Origin of the sequence: Streptomyces eurocidicus (assembly GCF_002891295.1) — a bacterium.
GTDB lineage: Bacteria > Actinomycetota > Actinomycetes > Streptomycetales > Streptomycetaceae > Streptomyces > Streptomyces eurocidicus.
This window is the reverse complement of record NZ_LGUI01000012.1, coordinates 87,250-105,779: the sequence shown is the minus strand read 5'-3', so window position 1 is coordinate 105,779 and position 18,530 is coordinate 87,250. Positions and strand designations below refer to the sequence as shown.

The window sequence follows — 18,530 nt, the reverse complement described above, 5'->3', positions numbered from 1 at the left end:
GGGAGATTGAGGACCGGGGTCCGGGGCGGAGCCCCCCCCGCGCGGCGGAGCCGCACATCGGATACTGCGGGAAGGGGCGGGGCTGGGGAAAAGCCCCGCGCAGCGGCAACCCGCACACCCACCCCCCGTTACAACAACCCCGCGAACTCCAGCAGCACTTCCCCCCGCCCCCTCGCCCCCGCGAAAAGTTCCCCCGTTCCCGAAGACACCGCCCGGAACACCACCCACCCCCGCAACCGCTCCGCGTCCACCTCCAGCGAGTCCGCCAGCTTCGCCACCCGCCGCCGCGCCGCGGCCGCCGCGCCCGGAGAGGCCAGGAGGGTGTCCGCGCGGTCGCGGACCAGCCAGGCCAGGTCGTACGCGCGCTCGCCGACCAGCGGGCGGGGCGCGACGGCCAGCCACGGCGCGCGGTCGCCGGCCAGCACCGTGCCCTGGTGGTACTCGCCGTGCAGCAGCACCGCGTCACCACCCGCTCCGGCGCTCTCCGTCAGGCCGGACGCCAGCTCCAGCGCCTCGTCGACCAGCGCCCGGACCTCCGCCGCCGCGGGCTGCTCACGGCGCTCGCGCAGGGCTTCCGCCAGGCCCGCCGCATGGGCGGTCACCTCGGGGAACGGATGGCCCTCCGCGCCCGGGAGGGCGGTCGGCGGCACCCACAGCCGCTGGAGCACCGCGGCGGCCTCCAACTGGGCCTTCGCCTCGGCCAGCGAGCGCAGGCTGATGTCACCGTGCAGCCGCTCCAGGAGCAGCGCCCCGGCGTCCGCCCGCAGCACCCGTACCGCGTACCGGCCGTCCCACCGCTCCAGCGCCGCGTGTTCGCGCGCGGCCGTGCCGTCGGGAGGGCAGAGCTTGAGCGCGGCGGGTGTGCCGTCGGCCCGGCGCACCAGGAGGACGACGCCGGTCCGGCCGCCGGGCGTCTGCACCCTTTCGGGCGTCAGTTCCCAGCGGTCCAGGTAGTCCCGGGCGGTCTCCGGCAGCGTCGCCAGCCAGCGGCGGGCCACTCCGTCCGCGGGCTGTGAGCTCAGGGTGCGCACCAGCCGCTCCGGCGGTTCGAGGCGGTAGTTCGCGTTGTTCATCCCTGCGCTGTCCTTTTCTTCTTCCGCTGGTCAGGACCGGTTCGGCGACCCGCTCGGCGAGGCGTCCGGCCCGGCCGCGGCGGCCCGCTCGGCGAGCCCAGGGAAGGCTACGCCGTCACCGCGCCACCGCACCGACCGCACCGCCGCGTCCCGCAGCGCCGCGGCCGCGTCCCGGCGCAGGGCGCCCGTGGCGGCCCGTACGAGATCGGCGTACACCCCGGCGGCCCGGCTCTCCAGCTCCGCCGCGAGCCGCACCGCCGCCGCCTCGTCCGGCACCGGGAACGGCAGTGTGTACCCGGCCGCCGCGGCCTCCGGCTCGGCTCCCAGCTCACGGACCGCCCGGCTCATCGCGTCGCGCCGGGCCCGGTGGGCGTCGAACGCCTCGCGGGCCTCCGCCGCGCGCTCCGCGCCGATCCGGGCGCCGACGACCCCGTAGCCGTACACGGCCGCGTGCTCGGCCCCGAGCGCGGCCTGCGCCGCCTCCCGCGCCCGGCGGTCCCGGCGGCGCTCACCCGGCACCGCCGAGCAGGTAGGCGTGGGCCGCGCCCGCCGCCGCGACGGAGGCGAGCAGCCGGGCCAGTTCCGGCGGCGCCCCGGTCAGGGCGGCGGTCCGGGCGTCGGCGGTGCGCCGCTCGGCCCCGGCGAGCGCGGCCAGGGCCGCCTTCTCGTCACCGGGCACACCGGCCGCGCCCCCGGACGAGGAGGCGGCGGGCACCCCGAACGCCTCCGCGTGGCGGGCGACCTCGGCCCGCAGCGGGCGGAGCCGCGCGGCCAGCCCGTCGTGCGCCCGGGCCGTCGCGTCGTACCGCTCCAGCAGGGCCGCCGAGTCCCGCCCGGCGGCGGCCCGCAGCCGCTCCGCCGTGGCGCCGCGCTCGGCGTCCGCGCCGCCGGCCGCCCCGGAGGCGCCGCCCGCGCACCCGGTCAGCAGCGTCGCCGCACCCGCCGTGAGGGCCGCCGCGCCGCCTGCCAGTACGCTGCGTCTGCGCGGGCCGGCAGCGCCCCGCGTCGTCGTCGTGCGCGCCACGATCCTCTTTCCGCCAGGTTCGCCAGGTCCGGTCATGATCACCGCACGCGAGCGTACCGGCGCGCGACGCCGGGGCCGGGGACCAGGCACCGAATCGTCAGTCGCCTGCCGGAACAGATAGGCTTTGACCTGACACGCGACTTTCCCACAACAGCACACGCGGCCGAGGAGTCACCCGGATGAGCACCACCCAGAGCGAGAGGCTGCGCGAGCTGCTGGCCCCTCTCGTCAGCGCGCGAGAGCTGGATCTGGAAGAGGTCGACGTGACCACCGCGGGCAAGCGGCGCGTGCTGCGCATCGTGGTGGACTCCGACGCGGGCGTGGAGCTGGACGAGTGCGCCGAGGTCAGCCGCGCGGTCTCCGAGAAGCTCGACGAGACGGACGCCATGGGCGGCGCTCCGTACGTCCTGGAGGTCACCTCCCCCGGGGCCGACCGCCCCCTGACCGAGCACCGGCACTACGTCCGGGCCACCGGCCGCCTGATCAAGGTGCAGCTGACCGAGGGCGGCGAGCTCGTCGCCCGGATCGTCTCGGTGGACGACGAGGGGCTCGACCTGGAGGTGCCGGGCGTGAAGGGGCGCAAGCCCACCGCCCGCAGGCTGGCCTTCGGCGAGATCGCCAAGGCGCGTGTGGAGATCGAGTTCAACCGCAAGTCCGTCGAGGCGGCCGCAACGGCCGCTGACGAAAACGACGAGAGCCAAGAGGAGGCGTAGCCGTGGACATCGACATGAGTGCCCTGCGGGGTCTGGTGCGAGAGAAGGAGATCTCCTTCGACCTGCTGGTCGAGGCGATCGAGTCGGCCCTCCTCATCGCGTACCACCGCACCGAGGGAAGCCGCCGCCGCGCCCGGGTGGAGCTGGACCGGGCCACGGGCCATGTGACGGTCTGGGCCAAGGAGGACCCGCAGGACCTGGAGGAGGGCGAAGAGGCCCGCGAGTTCGACGACACGCCGTCCGGTTTCGGCCGGATCGCCGCGACCACCGCCAAGCAGGTCATCCTCCAGCGTCTGCGCGACGCCGAGGACGAGATCACTTTCGGTGAGTTCGCGGGTCGCGAGGGTGACGTCGTCGCGGGCATCGTCCAGCAGGGCAAGGACCCGAAGAACGTCCTGGTCGACATCGGCAAGCTGGAGGCCATCCTGCCGGTGCAGGAGCAGGTCCCCGGCGAGGAGTACAAGCACGGCACCCGCCTGCGCACGTACGTCGTCCGGGTGGCGAAGGGCGTCCGCGGTCCGTCCGTGACCCTTTCGCGCACGCACCCCAGCCTGGTGAAGAAGCTCTTCGCCATGGAGGTGCCGGAGATCGCCGACGGTTCGGTGGAGATCGCCGCCATCGCCCGTGAGGCCGGCCACCGCACCAAGATCGCGGTGCGCTCGACCCGCTCCGGGCTCAACGCCAAGGGCGCCTGCATCGGCCCGATGGGCGGCCGCGTCCGCGCCGTCATGGCCGAGCTGCACGGCGAGAAGATCGACATCGTCGACTGGTCGGACGACCCGGCCGAGCTGGTGGCGCACGCGCTGTCCCCCGCACGGGTGAGCAAGGTCGAGGTCGTGGACTTCGGCGCGCGCTCCGCACGGGTGACGGTGCCGGACTACCAGCTCTCCCTCGCCATCGGCAAGGAAGGCCAGAACGCCCGTCTCGCCGCCCGCCTCACCGGCTGGCGCATCGACATCCGGCCGGACACCGAGCAGCCGGAACAGGACTGACCCCACCCCCGGTTCCGGACCTGTGATCAGGACCGGAACCGGGGCCCGGGCCGGGGATTCCCACCGGCCAGGGACCGGGGTCCCGCATGATCCACGGCGGGCCCGTCACGACGGGCCCCGACCGGGCCGCACAGAGTGGCCGAAACGTATACGTGCCCGATCACTGCCCCCCAGGGGTGGGGTCGGTGCGGGGAGGTAGACTTAATCAGTGTCTGGCCGGACGCATGCCCGCGCATGCCCTGAGCGAACCTGCGTGGGATGCCGGGAGCGAGCGGCCAAGGGCGATCTGCTGCGGATCGTGAAGATCGAGGGCGAGTGTGTCCCCGATCCTCGCGGTACGCTGCCCGGCCGGGGTGCCTCCGTGCACCCCACACTGGTCTGTCTCGACCTGGCGGTCCGCCGCCGGGCGTTTCCCCGGGCCTTCAAAAGCCCGGGTCCGCTCGGCACCACGGAACTGCGCCAGTACATCGAACGGGCCGAGGAATAGATCCCCGCGCAGGCGGGGATGGCCCCACCGTAAGTAAGAACGCCACGGGAAACCGTGCGGTCAGGTACCTCGCGAGTTGGAAGTAGGTCGAGATTGCGATGAGCACTCGATGAGTACGCGATGAGTACGCCCATGAAGTAGCGACGGTCCGGTGGACACCCGGACCTAGAAGGAGCGAAGTGGCTAAGGTCCGGGTATACGAACTCGCCAAGGAGTTCGGAGTGGAGAGCAAGGTCGTCATGGCCAAGCTCCAAGAACTTGGTGAATTCGTCCGTTCGGCGTCCTCGACTATCGAGGCGCCGGTCGTCCGCAAGTTGACTGACGCATTGCAGGGGCCGGGCGGCAACGCCAAGTCCGCTGCGAAGCCGGCGGCGCCGCGCAAGGCCGCGCCCGCCAAGCCGGGTGCCCCCACTCCGGGCGCCCCCCGTCCCGCCGCCCCGGCCCCCAAGCCGGCGGCGGAGACCCCCAGCACCCCCAAGCCGGCAGGTGCCGCGCCGACCCCCGGCCCGCGCCCCGGCCCGAAGCCCGCTCCGGCGGCTCCGGCCAAGCCCGCGCCGGTCACCCCGGTGCCCGCCGCGGAGTTCTCCGCGCCGGCCCCGGCGGCCCCGCCCAGCAGGCCCCTCCGGCCCGCGCCCCGGCGCCACCCCCGGCCCGCGTCCGGCTCGTCCGGCGCCCGCCGGTCGTGACGGCGGTCAGCGTGACGGCGGTCGTCCCGAGCGCGGTCCGCGCCCCGGCGGTCAGGGCCAGGGTGCCCCGCGCCCCGGTGGCGCCCGTCCGGCCGGTCCCCGTCCGGGCAACAACCCCTTCACCTCCGGTGGCTCCACGGGCATGGCCCGTCCGCAGGCCCCTCGTCCCGGTGGCGCGCCGCGCCCGGCGGCCAGGGTGCCCCGGGCGCGCCGCGTCCGCAGGGCGGCCCGGGCGGCGCTCCGCGTCCCCAGGGTCAGGGCGGCGCCCGTCCGACCCCCGGTGGCATGCCTCGTCCGCAGGGCGGTCCCGGTGGCGCTCCGCGTCCCGGCGGCGGTCCCGCGGGTAACCGCCCGAACCCGGGCATGATGCCGCAGCGTCCGGCTGCCGGCCCGCGTCCGGGCCCGGTGGCGGCGGTCGTGGTCCCGGTGCCGGCGGCGCGGGTCGTCCCGGCGGTGCCGGTCGTCCCGGCGGCGGCTTCGCCGGCCGTCCGGCCGGTCCCGGTGGCGGCGGTCGTCCCGGTGGCGGCGGCGGCTTCGCCGGTCGTCCCGGTGGCGGTGGCGCTCCCGGCGGTGGCGGCGGCTTCGGCGGTCGTCCCGGCTTCGGTGGCCGTCCCGGCGGTCCGGGTGCCCGTGGCGGCACGCAGGGCGCCTTCGGCCGTCCCGGCGGTCCGGCGCGTCGTGGTCGCAAGTCGAAGCGGCAGAGGCGCCAGGAGTACGAGGCCATGCAGGCCCCGTCCGTCGGCGGCGTGATGCTGCCCCGCGGTGGCGGCGAGACCATTCGCCTGTCCCGTGGTGCCTCCCTCACCGACTTCGCGGAGAAGATCGGCGCCAACCCGGCGTCGCTCGTCGCCGTGATGATGAACCTCGGCGAGATGGTCACGGCCACGCAGTCGGTCTCCGACGAGACCCTGCAGCTCCTCGGCGACGAGATGAACTACACCGTTCAGATCGTCAGCCCCGAGGAGGAGGACCGCGAGCTGCTCGAGTCGTTCTCCATCGAGTTCGGCGAGAACGAGGGCGGCGAGGAGATGCTCGTCTCCCGTCCCCCGGTCGTCACCGTCATGGGTCACGTCGACCACGGTAAGACCCGACTGCTCGACGCCATCCGCAAGACGAACGTCATCGCGGGCGAGGCCGGCGGCATCACGCAGCACATCGGTGCGTACCAGGTCGCCACCGAGGTCAACGGCGAAGAGCGCGCGATCACCTTCATCGACACCCCGGGTCACGAGGCGTTCACCGCCATGCGTGCCCGTGGTGCCAAGTCGACCGACATCGCGATCCTCGTGGTGGCGGCCAACGACGGTGTCATGCCGCAGACGATCGAGGCGCTGAACCACGCCAAGGCGGCCGACGTGCCGATCGTGGTCGCGGTCAACAAGATCGACGTCGAGGGCGCCGACCCGACCAAGGTGCGCGGTCAGCTCACCGAGTTCGGTCTGGTGGCCGAGGAGTACGGCGGCGACACCATGTTCGTCGACATCTCCGCCAAGCAGGGCCTGCACATCGACAGCCTGCTGGAGGCCGTGGTCCTCACCGCGGACGCCTCGCTCGACCTGCGCGCCAACGCGGAGCAGGACGCGCAGGGTATCGCCATCGAGGCCCACCTCGACCGTGGCCGCGGCGCCGTGGCCACCGTGCTCGTCCAGCGCGGTACCCTCCGCGTCGGTGACACGATGGTCGCCGGTGACGCCTACGGCCGTGTCCGCGCGATGCTCGACGACAAGGGCCAGAACGTGGAAGAGGCGGGTCCGTCGACCCCGGTCCTCGTCCTCGGTCTGACCAACGTCCCGGGCGCCGGCGACAACTTCCTCGTCGTCGACGAGGACCGCACGGCCCGCCAGATCGCCGAGAAGCGCGCGGCGCGCGAGCGCAACGCCGCCTTCGCCAAGCGCACCCGCCGGGTGTCCCTCGAGGACCTCGACAAGGTGCTCAAGGCCGGCGAGATCCAGCAGCTCAACCTCATCATCAAGGGTGACGCGTCCGGTTCGGTCGAGGCTCTCGAGTCCTCGCTGCTCCAGCTCGATGTGGGCGAGGAGGTCGACATCCGCGTGCTGCACCGTGGCGTGGGTGCGGTCACCGAGTCCGACATCAACCTGGCGTCCGGCTCCGACGCGATCGTCATCGGCTTCAACGTCCGTGCGGAAGGCCGTGCCACGCAGATGGCCGACCGCGAGGGCGTCGACGTCCGGTACTACTCGGTCATCTACCAGGCGATCGAGGAGATCGAGGCGGCCCTCAAGGGCATGCTGAAGCCCGAGTACGAAGAGGTCGAGCTCGGTACGGCGGAGATCCGCGAGATCTACCGCTCGTCCAAGCTGGGCAACATCGCGGGTGTCCTCATCCGCTCGGGCGAGGTCAAGCGCAACACCAAGGCGCGCCTCATCCGCGACGGCAAGGTCATCGCGGAGGACCTCACGATCCAGGGTCTGCGCCGCTTCAAGGACGACGTCACCGAGATCCGCGAAGGCTACGAGGGTGGTATCAACCTCGGAAACTTCAACGACATCAAGATCGACGACGTCATCGCGACGTACGAGATGCGGGAGAAGCCGCGCGGCTGATCTGCGCAGAACGTTCCGGGGCCGGTCGGCGGGAGTATTTCCGTCGATCGGCCCCGGCCGTTACGTGTACGGTTCGAAGAGCTCGTACACCATGTACGTACACCACGTACACCTCACGCCTTCCGGGTGGGCTTCACCCGTCACGCATGTATGTAGGGACGCTGTCCTTCGACCTCCTCCTCGGCGACGTACGGTCGCTGAAGGAGAAGCGCTCCGTCGTCCGACCGATCGTCGCCGAGCTGCACCGCAAGTTCGCGGTCAGCGCGGCGGAGGTGGGCGACCAGGACCTGTACCGCCGGGCCGAGATCGGCCTGGCGGCGGTGTCCGGGGATCCGGGGCACCTCACCGATCTGCTGGACCGCTGCGAGCGCTGGGTCGCCGGGCGGCCCGAAGTGGAGCTGCTCTCGGCGAGGCGGCGGTTCCACGGCGAACATGACGACTGAGCGCGTCAAGGGCGCCACAAGCACAATGGACAACAAGAAGGAGACGGACCAGTGGCCGACAACGCGCGGGCGAAGAGGCTGGCGGACCTCATCCGCGAGGTGATCGCCCAGAAGCTTCAGCGCGGCATCAAGGACCCGCGGCTCGGTACGCACGTGACCATCACGGACACCCGGGTCACCGGCGACCTGCGGGAGGCTACGGTCTTCTACACGGTCTACGGCGACGACGAGGACCGTGCCAGCGCCGCCGCCGGCCTGGAGAGCGCCAAGGGCATCCTGCGCTCCGAGGTCGGCCGTGCCGCGGGCATCAAGTTCACGCCGACCCTGACGTTCGTGGCGGACGCCCTCCCGGACACCGCCCGGACCATCGAGGACCTCCTCGACAAGGCGCGGGCCTCGGACCAGCAGGTGCGCGAGGCGTCCTCGGGCGCCACGTACGCGGGCGAAGCCGACCCGTACCGCAAGCCGGGCGACGAGGACGAGAAGGACGCCGCCGCCGAATGAAGCACAAGGAGACCCCGCCGGACGGGCTGGTCATCGTCGACAAGCCGGCCGGTTTCACCTCGCATGACGTCGTCGCGAAGATGCGCGGCATCGCGCGGACCCGGCGCGTCGGCCACGCGGGGACGCTCGACCCGATGGCGACCGGTGTGCTCGTCCTCGGGATCGAGCGGGCGACCAAGCTGCTCGGTCACCTCGCGCTGACCGAGAAGGAGTACGTCGCGACGATCCGGCTCGGCCAGAACACCGTGACGGACGACGCGGAGGGCGAGATCACCTCGTCCGCCGACGCCTCGGGCGTCACCCGCGAGGCGATCGACGCCGGCGTCGCCAAGCTCACCGGCGCCATCATGCAGGTGCCGTCGAAGGTCAGCGCGATCAAGATCGACGGCAAGCGGTCGTACGCGCGGGCCCGGGAGGGCGAGGACTTCGAGATCCCGGCCCGCCCGGTGACGGTCTCCTCCTTCGCCGTGCACGCGGTGCACCCGGCGGAGGCGGCGGACGGCACTCCGGTGCAGGACCTGCTGGTCTCCGTCGTCTGCTCCTCCGGGACGTACGTCCGTGCCCTCGCCCGCGACCTGGGCGCGGACACGGGCGTCGGCGGCCATCTGACGGCGTTGCGGCGCACCCGCGTCGGTCCGTACGGGCTGGGCGAGGCGCGCACGCTGGACCAGCTCCAGGAGGAGCTGGCCATCATGCCCGTCGCGGAGGCGGCCGAGGCGGCCTTCCCGCGCTGGGACGTCACGGAGGAGCAGGCGCGCCTGCTCGCCAACGGCGTCCGGGTCAGGATGCCGCTGTTCGAGGCCAAGGGCCCGATCGCGGTCTTCGGTCCGGACGGGCGCTTCCTGGTCCTGATCGAGAACCAGGGCGGACGGGCCAAGAGCCTGGCCGTCTTCGGCTGAGCCGGCCGCACGGCGGCACAGCCGCATGGCATTACGGCGCCCCCGGCGCGGTCCTCGGACCGTGCCGGGGGCGTCCTGCCGTGTCCGGGGGCTCCGGGGTGCCGGAGCGGAAGACGGCCTTCCCGGCCTTGGCCGGGCTCACCGCACCGGCTCGCCGCGTGCGGGCTCACCGTGGGGCGGGAGCCTGCTTTCCGGCACGCTCCCGTCCCACGATCCCCCTCCCTCCGGTTCTCTATCCGTCCCGTGCCGAGGATTCACCCCATTGGGCAGGCGCTCGGAGTGAACCGAGGGGGTGGAAGGGGGCGCGTTCCTGGTGCGATCTGTCCTGCCGATCATCCGCTGCCTAACGTCGCAGTAAGTGCACGGCGGGGAGGTTCGGCGGATGAGCGGTCGACGGACCGATGCGGACGAGAACTTGGTGCGCATCAGAGACCTCGCCGGGCGTCCGCGCGGCACGGGTTTCCTCGCGGACGACCGCGGCACCATGATCACCAGTCATGAGGCGGTCGACGGCCTCGCCCGGCTGGTCCTGCTCGCGCCCGGGGAGCGCACCTGCCTCGTCGGGGCCGAGGCCGTCACACCGCTGCCGGGATCCGATCTCGCACTGGTGCGGACCGAGGGCCTCGGCGTCCAGCCCCTGCCCATCGCCGCCGCCGAGTGCCTGGAGGACGGCGTGGAGGTCCGGCTGCGGGCCGGCCGCTGGCAGCACGCCCGGATCGTCGGCGAGGCCCTGGTGACGTACACCGCCACCGACCGCTTCCATCTGCTCGACGCCGCGGTGGAGCTCTCCGTCGGCGAGCGGGACGGCCTCCGCCTGGGCGAGGAGGCCACGGGCGGCCCCGTCCTCGACGCCCGCACCGGCACCGTCGTCGCGGTCCTCGGTACCGCGCTGCACGCCGAGCGCCGCTCGGGCGGCTTCGCCATCCCCCTCCGGGCCGCCGCCCTGGCCTGCCCGGACGGCCCCCTGGCCCTCCTCCTGGAGCACAACGGCGCCACGGTCCCCGCCTACGGCCCGGATCTCAACCTCGCGGGCGCCCTCCAGCTCACGGCGACCTCGCTCGGCCCCGTCACCACCTCCCGCGTCTGGCGCGACCCCGTCGACCGCCCCGAGGTCGCCCGGGAATTCGCCCGCTTCCTGGACACCGGCCGCCGCCCGCGCGAGCGGGTGCCCTGCGGCCTCGACCACGATGTGCACGGCGGGGTGACGCTCGCGGCGGGTCTGTCGCCGGGCCTGCCGGCCGAGACGGGCGGCGCCGACGGCCGGACGTACGGCGCGCAGGGCCCGTACGGCGCGCAGGATCCGTACGACACGGAGAACCCTTACGGCGCGCAGGACCCGTACGACACGGAGAACCCTTACGGCGCGCAGGACCCGTACGACACGGAGAACCCGTACAGCGCGGAGGTCCCGTACGACACGGGGTACGGCCCGGGCCCCGCGTACGCCCCCGGGAGCCCCGTCCAGGGGGACGCCGCCGGCCCGGATCCCCGGGAGGAAGCGGAAGGGACCGTGTCCGGCGAGGGCTCCCCGGACGGCGAGCCCGGGGAGGGCGAGGAGGACCGCCCGCCCGGGGCCCGCGTCCTCGGCCTCGTCGGCGGGCCCGGCACGGGCCGCACCACCGAGCTCGGCGCGCTCGCCACCCGCCGCGCCCGGGGCCCGGAGCCCGCGCCGACGATCTGGCTGCGCGGCGCCGACCTCCAGGACGGCGACGAGAGCGTGCGCGACGCCGTCGCCCGCGCCCTGGAGGCGGCCGGCCGGATCGTCACCGCCTCGGCGGGCCCCGCGGGCACGGTCGGCGACCCGGCGGAGGCCACCCCGGAAGCCGTCGCGGCCCTCGCCCAGCGCGTCGGCCGGCCGCTCCTCGTCATCCTCGACGGCCCGGAGGAGGTCCCGCCCGTCCTCGCCCACGCCCTGCCGTCGTGGACGGCGGCCACGGCCGAATGGCTGGACGGGACGGCGGCCCGGCTCGTCGTCGCCTGCCGCCCCGAGCACTGGGAGACCGCCGGGGCCCTCTTCCCGCGCGCCACCCTCCACACCCCCCTGGACACGGCCGTCCACCGCGGTCTGCCGCCCTGCGTCCGTCTCACCGACCTCACGCCCTGCCAGGCCGCCCAGGCCCGTGCCGTCTACGGCGTCCCCGCCGAGGCGATCCAGGAGGCGGACGCCGCGCACCCGCTCGCCCTGCGCCTGCTCGCGGAGGTCCGCGCGGCCCTCCCGGTCCACGCGGGACGGGCCTGGGCGGCCGGTGACGCGACCGCCGAGGAGGACGCGGACGGCACCGCCCCGCCCCCCGACCGCTGGGGCGTCTTCGCCGCCTACCTCGACCTGATCTGCCTGCGGATCGCCGTAAGGCTCTCGGCGGACCGCAGGCCGCCTCTGCGCGGCACCGCCGTGCGCCGGCTGGCCGCCCGGGTGGCGGGGCAGCTCCACGAGGCCGCCCGGCGGTGCCTGGGCCCGGGCCAGGGCGAGCTGGACCGCGAGGCGTTCGAGGAGCTGTTCCCCTGGCGCAACGGCTGGGCCTCCGCCGTCCTCACCGAGGGGATGCTCGTCCCGGCCGGCACGGGCTACCGCTTCGGGCACGAGGAGTTCGCCGACTGGCTGCAGGGCGCGCACCTCGACCTGGACGCCGCCCTGCACACCCTCGTCCACCGCTGGTACGAGCCGGAGGTCCCGCCCGCCGAGACGGAGCCCCGGCTGCCGTCCCGGCCGGGCGGCGGCCCCGCGCCCGAGGGCCACGTCCCGCCGCCGCCGGGCTCCAGCAGGCCGCCCAGAACGGCGGCCGCCCGCCGCCGCACCCGCGCCGGGGCGCGCGGCAAGGAGCGGCCCAGGCCCGTGCCCGTGCCGCGCCACCGCATCGGCCCCGTCCTCCAGGCGCTGCTCCTGCTCGGCCGCCGCTCCGGCCCCGCCGAGCTCGCCGCCCGCCTCGACGGGCTGATCCACGCGGCGGAGGCCCTCTCCCTCGCGCCCCGCCCGCCCGCCGAGCCCGATGCCCACGTCCCGGCGCTTCCCGACCCGGCCTGGTGGGCCGCGCACCTCCTTGGCGAAACGCTGCTGCGGGTCCCGGACGCCACCCCCTACCTGGGCTCCCTGCGGCTGCTCGCCGAGCGGCTGACCACCCGCTCGCTCGCCGTCGGCGGCTTCGACAGCGACCCCGGGGGCCCGCTCGGCGGCCTCGCCGAGTTCGGGCCCTGGTTCTGGCTGCGGCTGCCCCTCGGCCTCGCCGACCGCCTGGACCTGCTGCGGCTGCTGGTGCCCGCGGACGGCCCGCCGCCCGGCGCCGCCCAGACCCAGCAGCTCGAACCGCACGCCCACCACGTCGCCCACCCGCCGCAGAGCGACCGCTTCCTGCCCACCGTGGCCACCGTCCTCGCCGAGGACCCGTGTGCCGCGCAGAACCTCCTGTGCCGCTGGTTCACCGACGAGCGCCCCCTCCAGGGCCCGCCCTACGGCGACTGCGTGCGCCCCACCGTCTCCACCGCCGCCCAGGTCCTCCTGCACACCCACCGCCACCACGCGGTGGACGACCTCGCCGAGTCCCTCGTCGACGCGGGCCACCCCCGGGCCGACGAGCTCCTGGTCGCCCTCGCCGAGGACGAGCCGTCCGCGATCTGCCGGGCCGTCGACCGGTGGGCGCACGACGACCGCATCGAGCGCCATGTGGCCGCGGCCGCGTACGCCCTCAAGGCGGCCCCCCACGTCACCACCACCGCCGACCGCGAGCTGCTGCGCTACTCCGCCCTGGCCCTGCTGGCCCGGCCCGCCGAGGGCGCGCTGCACGGCACGGCGCTCTGCCTGCTCGTCCGCGACGACGAGACGCGCGGCAAATACCTTCCGCAGGCCCTCGTCCGCTTCGCCGCGGGCGACGCGCACGTCCCGGCCCGCGCCCTCGCCGCCGCGCTGACCACCCACCCCGAGCCGGTCCTCGCCGTCTTCCGGGCCCGGCTGTACGAGCCGGGGGACGGCCCCGGCGAGGTCCTCGGCGCTCTGGCCGAGGTCACCACCCCCGCCCTGGCCCGCCGCGCCGCCTCGCTCGTACGGGAACACGTCGAGCACCGCCCCGAGGGCGCCGGGCACGCGGCGGCCTTCGTGGACCGGCGCCTGGAGGCGGGCCCCGCCGCCCGGTCCGTGCTCTTCCCCCTCGTCGTCCAGCTGCTGGGCAACCGTTCCGCCCAGGTCCGCCGCGCCCTCGCGCCCGTCCTCGCCGCCCCCGGCACCCCTCTCTCGCGCCCCCTGCGCCAGGAGCTCCTGGAAGTGCTGCTGGAGCGCGAGCAGTACGGCCCGTTCGAACGGGACATCACCGTCCTCGACGCCCTGCTGCGCGCGGTGGCCACGGGTGCCGGCGAGCGGGCCGAGGCCCGCACCCGCGATCTGGTGCACCGCATCGGCCTGCTCATGGCCCGCAGCGCGGAAGGCGCGGCGTGCTTCGACCGGCGGCTGACCCAGCTGGCCCGCGAGGTCCCCGTGTTCGGCGGCCAGGTGCGCGGCTGGCTGCGCTCCGCACCCGCCCAGTGGGCGGTCGTGGTGGGCCCCCAGGCGCGGATCAGGCTGACCTCGGAAGAAGATGACGAAGATCTGACAGTCGGTGGACCGGCCGATGCTGAGCGGCGCGAACCGGCATGGCACTCTTAGACCTGCGTAATCGACAGACAAAAGTTCGGGTTCGGGCGAGGAGCGGGCACAGTGCAGCGCTGGCGTGGCTTGGAGGACATCCCCCAGGACTGGGGGCGCAGCGTCGTCACCATCGGCTCGTACGACGGGGTGCACCGGGGGCACCAGCTGATCATCGGCCGTGCGGTGGAGCGGGCGCGGGAGCTCGGTGTGCCCGCGGTCGTCGTGACCTTCGACCCGCACCCCAGCGAGGTCGTCCGGCCGGGCAGCCACCCGCCGCTGCTGGCCCCGCACCACCGGCGTGCGGAGCTGATGGCGGAGCTGGGCGTGGACGCGGTGCTGATCCTGCCGTTCACGGCGGAGTTCTCGAAGCTCTCGCCCGCCGACTTCGTGGTGAAGGTGCTGGTCGACAAGCTGCACGCGAAGCTCGTCGTGGAGGGTCCCAACTTCCGCTTCGGCCACCGTGCCGCGGGCGACGTGGAGTTCCTCAAGGAGCTCGGCGCCACCTACGACTACGGCGTCGAGGTCATCGACCTGTACGTGACCGGTGAGGCGGGCGGCGGACTGCCGTTCTCGTCCACGCTGACGCGCAAGCTGGTCGCCGAGGGCGATGTCGCGGGCGCCATGGAGATCCTCGGCCGCCCGCACCGCGTCGAGGGCGTCGTCGTCCAGGGCGCCCAGCGCGGCCGCGAGCTCGGCTACCCCACGGCCAACGTGGAGACCCTCCCGCACACCGCGATCCCGGCCGACGGCGTCTACGCCGGCTGGCTCGTCGTCGGCGAGGAGGCCATGCCCGCGGCGATCTCCGTCGGCACGAACGTGCAGTTCGACGCGACCGAGCGCACGGTCGAGGCGTACGCGATCGACCGCACGGACCTCGACCTGTACGGGCTGCACGTGGCGGTGGACTTCCTCTCCTACCTGCGTGGCATGGAGAAGTTCGAGTCCATCGAGGCGCTGCTGCTGTGCATGGCGGGCGATGTGAAGCGGGCGCGCGACCTGGTGACGGCGCACGAGTCGCAGGTGGTGGCGCGGTAGCGCGCGGTATGTGAGGTGAACGGCGCGGGGCGGACCGGATCTTCATCCGGTCCGCCCCGCGGCGTTTGAGGACACCGCGCGGTAGCGCGGAAAGGGGGGTCCGGGGGCGGAGCCCCCGGTTTCGGGAAGGGGCGGGGCTGGGGAAATCCCCCCGCCTCCGCCCCGTCACTACTGCTGCGGCGCCTGCGGGTACTGCGGAGGCCACCCACCCTGCCCGGGCGCCGGGTAAGCCCCCGGCTGCGGCTGCGCCAACGGCTGCCCCGTGTACGGGTCGTACCCGTAGACCGCGGGCCCCGGCTGGGCAGCGTGCTCAGGCGCGTACGCCCCCGGCTGAGCCGCCTGCTCGGGCGCGTACGCCCCCGGCACCGGCGGCGCCTGATGCGCCGGCGGATTCTCCCCGGTCCACAGCCCGCGCTGCTGCTGCGCCCGCGTGAAGTCCTCCGCGACCAGCGTGGACAGGTTGAAGTACGCCTCCCGCGTCTTCGGCCGCATCATCTCCAGATCGACCTCCGCACCCGTGGCCAGGTGCTCGTCGAACGGCACGACGACAACCCCGCGGCAGCGCGTCTCGAAGTGGGAGACGATGTCCTCCACCTTGATCATCTTGCCGGTCTCGCGGACCCCCGAGATCACCGTGACGCTGCGCGCGACGAGGTCGGCGTAGCCGTGCGCGTGCAGCCAGTCGAGGGTGGTGCTGGCGCTGCTCGCGCCGTCGACGGACGGCGTCGAGACGATGATCAGCTGGTCGGCGAGGTCGAGGACGCCGCGCATGGCGCTGTAGAGCAGGCCGGTGCCCGAGTCCGTGAGGATGATCGGGTACTGCTTGCCCAGCAGGTCTATCGCCCGCCGGTAGTCCTCGTCGTTGAAGGTCGTGGAGACCGCCGGGTCCACGTCGTTGGCGATGATCTCCAGACCGGAGGGCGCCTGCGAGGTGTAGCGCCGGATGTCCATGTAGCTGTGCAGGCTCGGGATCGCGGACACGAGGTCGCGGATCGTCGCGCCGGTCTCACGGCGTACGCGGCGGCCGAGCGTGCCCGCGTCCGGGTTGGCGTCGATGGCCAGGATCTTGTCCTGGCGCTCGCTCGCGAGCGTCGCGCCGAGGGCCGTGGTGGTGGTCGTCTTGCCGACGCCGCCCTTGAGGCTGATGACGGCGATGCGGTAGCAGGACAGGACGGGCGTACGGATCAGCTCCAGCTTCCGCTGCCGCTCCGCCTCCTCCTTCTTGCCGCCGAACTTGAAGCGGTTGCCGCCGATCTGCTTCTTCGGCTTGGGCTTGCTCCGCAGCAGCCGCTCCGACGAAAGCTCCATGGAGGCGGTGAAGCCGAGCGGGGCGCCGTGCACGGACCGCTGCCGCTGCTCGGGCGAGACGGTGGGCCAGCCGCCGGCGCGCGGGTCGACGGGCATGCCGGAGTGCGGGTCGGCCTGCGGGGCCGCCTGCTGCGGGGCGTTCGCCAGGGCCTGCGGGGTCTCGGCGAGCGGCGGGAGCGGCGCGGGTGCGTGCGCGTCGGGCCCGACGGCCGGGGGCAGGGCCGCGGCGGGGTGCGCCTGGCCGACCGGCTGCCCGGGCTGCCCCGGCTGCGGGTAACCGCCCTGCTGGGCGAAGCCGTTGAGGGCGGGCGGCAGGGGAGCCGGTGCGGGCTGCGGGTAGCCGGTCGGCGGGACGGCCTGCGGTGCGGGGGCCGCGCCGGTGACGGGACCGGGCGCGGGCAGGGGCGCGGGCACGCCGTGCGGCGGGTGGGCGGCGGCCGGGGGACCGGCGTGCGCGTCGGGACGGGGGTAGCCGTAACCGCCGGAGGCACCGGTGCCGTCGGCCGTGGCGTGCGGCGCCGGCAGCTCCGGGCGCGGGTAGCCGTAGCCTGCGCCCGCCTGCGCCGGGCCGGGCTCGTGCGGCGCGGCGGAAGCCTCCTGCGGGGTGGGCGCCGGGTAGGCCGGGGCGCCGTCGAAGGGCTGCCGGGCGTGCGGGGCCGGATAGGCGGCCGCCTCGGGGGCGGGGTAGCCGTAGCCGGCCTGCGGCGTCGGCGCGGGGGCGAGGGGCTGCGGGGCGTTCGGGGGCTCCGGTACGGGCGCGGGAGCCGGTGCGGCGGCCGCCTCGGGACCGGGGAAGCCGTAGCCGGAGGCGGGCGTACCGGTGGCGGGTACGGGTACGGGCGCGGGCTCGCTCTGCGGGGCGGGGGCGCCGTGGAGCTCGGGGCGCGGGTAGCCGTAGCCGCCCTGCGCTTCCGGGGCCGGAACGGGGGCCGCCGAGGCGGGGGCCCCTTGCGCGTCCGGGCGGGGGTAGCCGTAACCGCCCTGAGGCATCGGCGCCGGGGCGTCCGGCCGCGGAGCGACGGCGGGCTGGAAGTCCGGCGGCAGCGGCGGCAGCGCGGGGGGCGCCGGCGGGGACCACTGCGCCTGGGCCTCCGGGGCGTCCTGGGCCTCCGGGGCGGCCGCGGCGTCCGGAACGCTCGGGTCCTGCGTCGCGTTCGTCGCCTCGTCGGAGGCGCGGTTGGCGATCTCTTCGTGCAGCGCGGCGGCCGAGAACCGCATGGTGCCCTCGCGGCGCATCTCACCGCCCGCCGGGTCGGCGGGCTCCTGTGCCGGGGCCGGATCCGGGGCCGGGGCGGGAACCGGATCCGCGGCGGAGTCCACGGCGCGCACGTCGTCCTCGGCGGGGCCGGGCTCGACGGCCGGTGCGGAACCGGCGGCGTCCACGGCGAGGTCCGAGGCCAGGGCGGGAGCGTCGTCCGACGCGGCGCCGGACAGCGGCTCCTCGGCCGGGGCCGGGCCGGTGGGGAGCTCGGTGCCGAAGGAGGGCGCGGGCCCGGATCCGGATCCGGTGGGGAGCTCGGCATCGAAGGAGGGCGCGGGCGCGGGCCCGGTTCCGGGGAGCCCGGCGTCGAAGGAAGGCACGGGTGCGGGCACCGGCTCGGAGGACAGGGCGGGCGCGGCGTCCACCACCGGATCGGAGCTCAAGGCCGGATCGGGGCTCACCACCGGATCGGAGCTCACAGCCGGACCGGGCTCCGCCATCGGACCGGGGTCTGCCACCGGGCCGGGGCCCGGCACAGGACCGGAATCCGGCACAGGACCGGAGCCCGCCACCGCGCCGAACGCCGCGAGGGGCGCGCCCGAAGGCGGCGGCGGAGCCGCCACATCCATACCGCTCCGGGCGTCACCGTCCGAGCCCGCCGCAGGCGCCGCCGCGTTCTGCGTGTACCAGGCAGGCGGGGTGTAGTCGATCGTGAACTCACCCGTCTGCTCGGGCTCGTTCTCGTGGCCCGCGTCGGACCGTTCCTCGCCGGCCGTTGTCCCGCCCGCGCGGATCGCGTCCCGATCGCTGCTCACATTGCCTCCTGCTGGTGTGGTCTAGCGCCCATGAATTGCCTGTCGGGCCCGACCGTTCCCGTCGTCCGACCGCCCGGGGTTCCCCCTTGTGCGACGGGAGAGGCCCGGCATGGGGTCTCCAGTACGTACACCCACCAAGACTAATCGTCATACGCATCGTCGCGGCAGGCCCGT

12 protein-coding genes and 1 pseudogene are annotated in these 18,530 nt (G+C 74.7%); 9 read left to right on the top strand and 4 right to left on the bottom strand.

What is annotated here, in order from left to right; genetic code table 11:
* Window positions 1-128: 128 nt before the first annotated feature.
* The 3 genes from AF335_RS29810 to AF335_RS29800 are packed head-to-tail and all read right to left on the bottom strand — an operon-like array spanning window position 129 to window position 2,097.
* Complete coding sequence (locus AF335_RS29810; RefSeq protein ID WP_102921558.1) at window positions 129-1,073, bottom strand: aminoglycoside phosphotransferase family protein; 945 nt, start codon at window positions 1,071-1,073, stop codon at window positions 129-131.
* Window positions 1,074-1,103: 30 nt separating this feature from the next.
* Window positions 1,104-1,592 (bottom strand): ferritin-like domain-containing protein, encoded by a 489-nt coding sequence (locus AF335_RS29805; RefSeq protein WP_102921557.1) that lies wholly within the window; start codon window positions 1,590-1,592, stop codon window positions 1,104-1,106.
* Window positions 1,582-2,097: a hypothetical protein gene (locus tag AF335_RS29800; protein WP_102921556.1), complete on the bottom strand. Its 516-nt coding sequence runs from the start codon at window positions 2,095-2,097 to the stop codon at window positions 1,582-1,584. Before AF335_RS29800 ends, AF335_RS29805 begins: the two co-directional genes overlap by 11 nt.
* 179 nt (window positions 2,098-2,276) lie before the next feature.
* Between AF335_RS29800 and rimP the strand changes: the two genes are divergently transcribed.
* The 9 genes and pseudogenes from rimP (at window position 2,277) to AF335_RS29750 (ending at window position 15,032) form a co-directional block, all read left to right on the top strand.
* Window positions 2,277-2,810: a ribosome maturation factor RimP gene (gene rimP, locus AF335_RS29795; protein WP_102921555.1), complete on the top strand. Its 534-nt coding sequence runs from the start codon at window positions 2,277-2,279 to the stop codon at window positions 2,808-2,810.
* A gap of 2 nt (window positions 2,811-2,812) precedes the next feature.
* Window positions 2,813-3,802 (top strand): transcription termination factor NusA, encoded by a 990-nt coding sequence (gene nusA, locus AF335_RS29790; protein ID WP_087925991.1) that lies wholly within the window; start codon window positions 2,813-2,815, stop codon window positions 3,800-3,802.
* Between the two features lie 208 nt (window positions 3,803-4,010).
* Window positions 4,011-4,289 carry a YlxR family protein gene (locus tag AF335_RS29785; RefSeq protein WP_102921554.1) on the top strand — a complete coding sequence of 93 codons (279 nt, stop codon included), beginning with the start codon at window positions 4,011-4,013 and terminating at the stop codon, window positions 4,287-4,289.
* Window positions 4,290-4,468: 179 nt separating this feature from the next.
* A pseudogene (infB, locus tag AF335_RS29775) lies at window positions 4,469-7,539 on the top strand (translation initiation factor IF-2).
* A gap of 146 nt (window positions 7,540-7,685) precedes the next feature.
* A complete protein-coding gene (locus AF335_RS29770) occupies window positions 7,686-7,982 on the top strand; it encodes a DUF503 domain-containing protein (protein ID WP_102921552.1) in 297 nt (98 codons plus the stop codon).
* 51 nt (window positions 7,983-8,033) lie between these two features.
* On the top strand, window positions 8,034-8,486 hold the full coding sequence (gene rbfA, locus AF335_RS29765) for a 30S ribosome-binding factor RbfA (RefSeq protein ID WP_102921551.1): 453 nt from the start codon (window positions 8,034-8,036) through the stop codon (window positions 8,484-8,486).
* Complete coding sequence (truB, locus tag AF335_RS29760) at window positions 8,483-9,385, top strand: tRNA pseudouridine(55) synthase TruB (protein WP_102921550.1); 903 nt, start codon at window positions 8,483-8,485, stop codon at window positions 9,383-9,385. The genes rbfA and truB overlap by 4 nt, the downstream gene beginning before the upstream one ends.
* Before the next feature lie 382 nt (window positions 9,386-9,767).
* A complete protein-coding gene (locus AF335_RS29755; RefSeq protein WP_146045648.1) occupies window positions 9,768-14,015 on the top strand; it encodes a trypsin-like peptidase domain-containing protein in 4,248 nt (1,415 codons plus the stop codon).
* A 51-nt stretch (window positions 14,016-14,066) separates the two neighbouring features.
* Window positions 14,067-15,032, top strand: coding sequence for a bifunctional riboflavin kinase/FAD synthetase (locus AF335_RS29750; RefSeq protein WP_102921548.1), 966 nt, complete (start codon window positions 14,067-14,069; stop codon window positions 15,030-15,032).
* A gap of 168 nt (window positions 15,033-15,200) precedes the next feature.
* On the opposite strand, the gene AF335_RS36340 is transcribed toward AF335_RS29750, so the two are convergent.
* Window positions 15,201-18,356 (bottom strand): SCO5717 family growth-regulating ATPase, encoded by a 3,156-nt coding sequence (locus AF335_RS36340; RefSeq protein ID WP_184742796.1) that lies wholly within the window; start codon window positions 18,354-18,356, stop codon window positions 15,201-15,203.
* Window positions 18,357-18,530 lie beyond the last annotated feature (174 nt).